Genomic DNA, 6,463 nt, shown 5'->3' on the forward strand with positions numbered 1-6,463 from the left:
CGTAGAGATAAGCTAAATGAGTGTCCGGGAGCAGACCCGGCAAACGTATCCGGTATCTTAGGCAAGTTCGGACGTATGAGGGGGTTCTGATGCAGGTAAGAAAAGGTTATATCCGTAATCCGTGGTCAAAAGAACATGATGGAATGCACGTATCCACGGTGATTCAAAAAATCGAGATAGAAGCGCATCGAGGGTGCGGAATGCATTACGAGATCTACCAAAAAAGATGCAATGAAGCCTTACTTGAGGTTATCACCCGACTGAATGATGAAGACCGAAATTTACTATTAATTGAGGCCAGCTACCGAGGGCATCACATCGACGAAATTTCACTTAAAGAGAGTGATATTGCATATCACGGTTTAATGAGCGGATTAATTAAAGAACAGATTTAGAAGGAAATAAAATGTTATCTCAGGAAATCAGTGTTGATGAGTATGAGGAAATGCTCGAAGAGGATCAATTAACCGATTTTGCTATGGGTATTATGAAGTCATTGCTGAATGATATAAGGCCATACGCAACAAAGTTTCGTGCAAATACGGATGACCTGCTAAATCTGGCAGAGGAATACTCTCAGACTTTTCAGCAGATAACAGAAGGACAACAGCTATTCTTTATTGGCATTATGAAATCACCTATATTTTTCGTTAGCGAGGCGAAAGAATGAAGGAGAAAATATCAAAGGCTTGAAAGCGTTCTTAGCGGCGATCCTATCCCTGAGTTATGAAGCTGGAAAACCGTATACGGAGAAGCCTGTACCGGTCGCGTTTATGTTACCGGAAGCGATGTGAAGGATTACCCAAGGTGTTTGCTATCAAACTGAGCCGCAGCTGCTCGATGGCCAATTCCAAAATGCTAGCAAAAGCATTTGCCCGGATGCCTTGGCCAGAATTTTTTTGCTATCAAATTTGGTTAGTGAACCTAGCGACCCAGAACAGATATTGCTATCATTTTTTCGTAATGCCGGTCGCTACAGAAAGCCTGAATGCTATCAAATGAAGCATTGATCACGGCGCCGGCAGCGTAAATTTGCTATCAGAGGACGTTAAGTTGACCACTCTCACAATCCGTACACAGCCAGAACATGATGCAGCGTTAGCACGTATGAGTGAATCGCTGGGTATCAAAACAGCGTCACAAACGCTTTTGAGTTCATTGTTATCGCTGGAAGAAGCACAGAAACGCATCAGAGAGCTTGAAAGTGAATTACGCCAGACTCAGCAACAGCGGAACGCGCTAAAGCGAGTCATTTCTAACTTTCAGGCTGCGCACACAGCATTAGCAGAGTGCGATCTGAGTGACTAACGCCCTACGGTTGTTCAATCCGTCGATGCCTCACAGGAAACCTGTGAAACCTCGCCGGATTCCCTGAAACTGCAATCCCTGGCGATTTCTATGGGTAGCTTTATGTAAATTAGTTAGTTATGATTAACTGTCTTCGCAGCGATCAGAATCGAGCTTGTTTAACTTAAGGCACGGTGTTAGATTCTCTGCCTAAGTCAGCATTGCGAAAAGAATTTTTGAGGTAGGTCACGCCGAAAGGTGACAAAGGAAGGGTTGAAAAGCCCAAAAAACAAAGCCCCGAAATCATGTTCAATCTTGGCGGATGGCATGATTACGGGGCTAGGTCAGAAACCTGTGAAGGATTATAACGCATGGTCATCCTAAATCAACCCCTGCCCGCCATAAGTGCTGGCGGGCGTGTCTGAGAATATTTCATTACCGCTGCGGCCTGGCCGCCCAAAAAATCCTAACCCTGAATTCGTGCCACCGAAGGGCAAAGAAACGCTTTCATTCAATCAAAAGCTGATGGATGCAGCGAAAGGGTTTACCACTACCTTTGCCTTTGCCATTCATGTTGCGTTTGCCCGACAGCAAGGGCTGCGTAAGCGTATGCCACCACCGGCGCGATTGCAGGCGTTAGAAGCGTTACTACAGGGTATTTGTTTCCACTACGATCCGCTTGCTAACAGGGTTAACGTCACCATGACGAACCTTGCTATTGAATGTGGCCTTGCTACGGAAACAATTCATGACACGCATACGAATGTGAGCATTTCCCGCGCTACTCGTGCGCTTGAAGCTCTGCGTGACATGGGGCTGATCACTTACAAGACAGAATTTTGCGCAACGCTGGGCTGTAACTTCCCTACTGACATTTCATTTCTTCCTGATTTTTTCCGTGCACTGGACATTTCAGAACGCGCCGTAGAAGGCGCTTGCCGCTCGCGTCACGCGTACAAGAACATGAAGCGTAAAGAGCAAGGCTTACCAGAATTGAGCCTTGACGAGCATATAGCGGCAGCATGGGGAGCTATGCGAAGCCGGTTTTATGACTATCGTCTCAAACGTAAGAAGCAAGGCGAACGCCGTGCAAAAGCCTTGCGCGATGCTGAACGCACCCGCTCAGAGATTCAGAACCTGGTGAGACGGGAACTAACGAAAGAAATAGCCGCTGGCACGTTCCCTATTGACCGAATGGCAGCAGATGCTGAGATCGAGCGGAGAGTTAAGCAGCGTATGATCCAGTCGCGGGGCAACTACACCCGATTAGCAGCCTAATCCCTTCTCTATTATCTTCCGGCTAACGCCGGAGGATTTTGCATGTCTGCAATATACCGCTGCTTAAATTCCATACGATATGCCTTGCGAGCGTCTCATGTTAAAGCGGATATCTGGCTAATTTGTACCATCGATCATCACTTTCGCCCCCATTTTTTACGAGCAAATTAGTTATGTACAGTAAAGTGCGTGGGACTAGCTTTGTTGGGTTCTATCCGTTGTGGTTTCAAAGGGCGTGAAGTCTTTAGAACTACTGGTTTTTAATATCTATTAAAAATAAAACCTATTCGCTGCCTGCCCTGTGGACAGTCAGATTAATGACTTCGCTTGCATTGGCCTTAGGCCAAGCCGCTCAGGATTTAGAGGTAGCTCCCATCGTAAACGATGGGCAGAAGTGCCAATCATCAGTGATCGTTGTAACTAATCAGCACAGAGGATTGCTGAACATTCCTTTCGTCTCCGACCATTAACCTTCTTCACCGCGACCAGATCGAGGCTGCGCAAAACCAGCTTTGACAGGAACAGGTTCATATTCGTGCTCACAGCGATTCTAAGCCATTTTTTAGGGAGGCCATGCAAAGGGTCAAAAAATGAAATAAAACGGAGGAGGGTTTTTCCTGTGCGCTTTAAAAGTAGCCCTGTCAGCTCAATCTAAATTTATAGAGTTTGGTTGGTTCTCTTTGACAGATTAGACAACGCTCGCCACAGACTCACGGCCAGTTTTACCGGACGTGAGCGAGGAAGCGTAATTTCACCAAAAATTTCATGTAGCACTTACGCTCGATGCAAAAAAAAACCGCCCTGCGGCGGTATTCTCTGCGTCTCGTCAGTCGGGCATATCGAAAATACCCAGTACCGGTATGATTTCTTGACTTGCCCTACCCGTCATCACCAGAAAACGCCTCCAGACGCCATAGGGAACAGGCGTTGATCCGGTTTTGAAGTCTCGTATACGGCGACCTGCATTCTTGCCACGTAAACCTAGCTGTGCAGCTAGTTTATCCTCGGTGGCATACTCGCTAAAGGTTTGTTGAAACTGTTCGAACCAAGCGACTACAAGCGCCGCTGCCGGTGGTTCCCATCCCTCATTTTCACGCATCAAATGCTTTCTGCTAAATTCAGTAAGATCCAGATTTTCGACACTTCCAAAAGTGGGCGCTGTGAGGTTGTTTTTAAGCGTCTGACAGCCCTTCTCAGCTTCTGTAGTAAGTACAATCATGCGTTGCTGGGCTAAGTTCGGTAAGTCGATAGAATGCTGCATACGCGCCTCTACAGTGGTTTGTGAAAATGAGGACAGTAAGAACTGTCCTCGGTTGATAGCGTATAGACGCGATAGGTTTTAGCGTGGAACAAGTCCGATATGCTTAATATCAGAAACGCGAATGTTAACCAGTGACAACGTACCTGTAGCTAGGCTTTCCCATCTGCGTGATGAATGTAGGTGCATCATGCAGTAGTAAAGATATTCAGGCAGCAATATATCCGTTCTGATTACCTTCACTCCTATATGCTCAGGGTTGAATATATAGGTTGGTTCACCAACAGCTTTTTCGGTGCCTCTGCGAACAATCCAGAAATCAGCATCTGGAAAGTTGGTAGAGACTTTGGCTACATCTTGCAGTCTCATCGTTACCTCAACGAACTAGCCATCCAGTGCAGGCGGCTTTCTATTGTTCGGCGGTAACTATATCAGGCGAGCTTGATAAGATCCCCTAAGGTCTCTATAAGAACTCTTTAGGGATTTCATAAGGAATCCTAAGGATTTCCCATGAAACCCCTAAGGAGTTCTCATGACATATTTTTTTGGGTTTTATCTTTCATCAGTTTTTCATACAAACCGCTATTATGCCCAGGCTCAAGCGATATGTTTCGAATTGAGAACCGCTCAAGAACCGTCTGGAAATGTTTAAGCGTAAGCGTTTCCGGCGATGACTCATAAAGGTTGCTATAAAGTGGTTCATCCTGATCCCCTTCTATCACCATGAAAAACCATTTCATCGGTTCATCCCATCCCATTATTACCTCTACAACACCGTTACTTGTTTCGCCCTTGAGCGTGTAATTACTCATGTAAATCCTTAGTTATTCTAAAGGACTCTAAAGGGTTTCTTTAGGAAACCCCTAAGGAATCCAATGGGTGTTTTGTGAGTTTATAGTGCGCCGTCTCGTTCTAACTTTTCTCTGATCGCTTCCATGATGTAATTGGAAAAAGGCAGGTTAGTTTTGTTCGTTGTTCGTAGATTCTCATGAGCATCGAAATAGAATTCTGGTATGGCTTTTAAAGTCTTTGTGCGCGTACCTCTTTTCTGCTGTGTAGGCACATTGTTGGTTTCTGATTGAACATTTGACTTAAGTTTTGCATCACTACCTAAATCGGTAGTAGCGACGTCATAGATATTCTGTTTATTCCTAGCCATGAAATCCCTCGTATCTCTTATGGATGTTTTAAAGGTTCCCAAAGGGTTTCTTTGGGATTTCCTATGTAACTCCATTCTATTTAATCTTGCTCACTAAGCAAGGTTTTAATCTCAGCGGTTAAGGCTCTTAATTCCTTACCTGCACTTGAAGATCTACCATGCTTAATTTCAGTGATTCCCATACCGTCATTCAAGCAGTCCTGAAACCCATATCGTCCCGTTCTGTAAGGGATAACGCTCTTTAGAAGCGTCATGTGCTTACTTTGACTGATTTGCATTTCCATCTTAGGGAAATGCTTTTTGTTAGGCGGCGTTTTGCAAAGGAGCACATGAGCTTCAACATCGAATCCTAACTTCTGGCTGATTACCTTTAATGCCTGGTCAAATTTAGCGAGGCCAATCAGTTCTGTTGGGCTGTCATTGACCGGCACGATTAACAGATCGGCTACCGCAATTGCTGCGCGAGTCAGGTCTGAGTCAAAACCTCCACAGTCAACTAATACCGTCTTTCCTGCTTCATCCATTGTACGGATATGTGCAATGAATGAATTGGTGTCAGTGAATACTGATACCGGTAATTTACGATCATTAGGACGTAACCGGTTCAGAACGCTTATTCCCTCATGTACGTCTAAATCGATGATTTCATCGGGTGCTAAATCGCCAGCAATGTGCATTGATTGAGTCGTTTTACCTGAGCCGCCTTTGTGATGTGCAACTGTAATTACTGGCATATTTCTATCTCCCATTTTTTCGATACGGGAAATATTACATAGCTCTTTTGGATTTACAAGAGATTTCTAAGGGAAATCCCTAGGGAATCCCTAAGGGTTCTTTTACGGAGTCTAAACAAAAAAAAACCGGACAAAAAATTGTCCGGTTCTATCAGGCTATGCCTGTGTTAGACCTGGCGTAACAGCTTAAGATAAGTCTTGATACCGTCAGCTCGATCATGCCTGTCTTCGTTCACTATAAACAGTTCCAGATTGTGCATTAATTGGACGAATTGATGATCCCGGGTTTTCTCTGCTAAGGCTTCGATAATCGTGAACGTCAATGACATACCCAACTGATGACTATCCATTGTGATTGAAAAATTACCAATTTTCACAGTGAATACCTGATTGCCGAAAGGGAACAAATAAAAACTACCATTGCTGAGTTCCATCATGCCCCAACCCTGGCGATGTTCCGCTGGCAGGTTGATCACGTACTTGTCGAACAAGTTATGTATCAGCATTTCCAACATGGCCGCCTTACCGTTAATGCTCTTCTTGAGATAAGCCTCAAGGTCATAGTCATAACGAGAGTCGGTGTGATGGGTGGCAGTGATTACAGGTGTAGAGTTTGTCATGCTGGCTCCTAAGGGAACCAAATCGCCATCGGCGATTTGATTCACCGTGACGGGTAGGGATTAGAAAGTGCGTTTCAACCGGCTTTAAGGCACGTTTACCGGTAAGGCAATGGTATCACTATGTTTT

10 protein-coding genes are annotated in these 6,463 nt (G+C 44.9%); 4 read left to right on the forward strand and 6 right to left on the reverse strand.

Translation table 11 applies throughout. The annotated features are described in order from the left end of the window. Positions 1-89 precede the first annotated feature (89 nt). The 4 genes from HP459_RS20335 (at position 90) to repA (ending at position 2,565) form a co-directional block, all read left to right on the forward strand. A complete protein-coding gene (locus tag HP459_RS20335) occupies positions 90-395 on the forward strand; it encodes a hypothetical protein (protein ID WP_171936727.1) in 306 nt (101 codons plus the stop codon). 11 nt (positions 396-406) lie between these two features. Further along, on the forward strand, positions 407-670 hold the full coding sequence (locus HP459_RS20340) for a hypothetical protein (protein WP_171936728.1): 264 nt from the start codon (positions 407-409) through the stop codon (positions 668-670). Between the two features lie 383 nt (positions 671-1,053). After that, positions 1,054-1,308, forward strand: coding sequence for a hypothetical protein (locus tag HP459_RS20345; RefSeq protein WP_171936729.1), 255 nt, complete (start codon positions 1,054-1,056; stop codon positions 1,306-1,308). A 396-nt stretch (positions 1,309-1,704) separates the two neighbouring features. Beyond that, positions 1,705-2,565: a plasmid replication initiator RepA gene (gene repA, locus HP459_RS20350; RefSeq protein ID WP_171936730.1), complete on the forward strand. Its 861-nt coding sequence runs from the start codon at positions 1,705-1,707 to the stop codon at positions 2,563-2,565. A gap of 826 nt (positions 2,566-3,391) precedes the next feature. On the opposite strand, the gene HP459_RS20355 is transcribed toward repA, so the two are convergent. The 6 genes from HP459_RS20355 to HP459_RS20380 form a co-directional block, all read right to left on the reverse strand. After that, positions 3,392-3,826 carry a hypothetical protein gene (locus tag HP459_RS20355; protein WP_171936731.1) on the reverse strand — a complete coding sequence of 145 codons (435 nt, stop codon included), beginning with the start codon at positions 3,824-3,826 and terminating at the stop codon, positions 3,392-3,394. A 78-nt stretch (positions 3,827-3,904) separates the two neighbouring features. After that, positions 3,905-4,192, reverse strand: coding sequence for a hypothetical protein (locus HP459_RS20360; RefSeq protein WP_171936732.1), 288 nt, complete (start codon positions 4,190-4,192; stop codon positions 3,905-3,907). Positions 4,193-4,353: 161 nt separating this feature from the next. Continuing rightward, positions 4,354-4,635, reverse strand: coding sequence for a hypothetical protein (locus tag HP459_RS20365; protein WP_253939662.1), 282 nt, complete (start codon positions 4,633-4,635; stop codon positions 4,354-4,356). A gap of 80 nt (positions 4,636-4,715) precedes the next feature. Next, entirely contained in the window at positions 4,716-4,982 is a 267-nt protein-coding gene (locus tag HP459_RS20370; protein ID WP_171936733.1) for a chaperonin, read from the reverse strand. Positions 4,983-5,062: 80 nt separating this feature from the next. Then, on the reverse strand, positions 5,063-5,716 hold the full coding sequence (locus HP459_RS20375; protein ID WP_171936734.1) for a ParA family protein: 654 nt from the start codon (positions 5,714-5,716) through the stop codon (positions 5,063-5,065). A 167-nt stretch (positions 5,717-5,883) separates the two neighbouring features. Beyond that, the gene (locus HP459_RS20380) at positions 5,884-6,336 is read right to left on the reverse strand and encodes a hypothetical protein (protein WP_171936735.1); all 453 of its coding nucleotides are present in this window, start codon (positions 6,334-6,336) and stop codon (positions 5,884-5,886) included. Positions 6,337-6,463: the final 127 nt, after the last annotated feature.

Source organism: Enterobacter sp. CM29 (assembly GCF_013179605.1).
GTDB lineage: Bacteria > Pseudomonadota > Gammaproteobacteria > Enterobacterales > Enterobacteriaceae > Enterobacter > Enterobacter intestinihominis.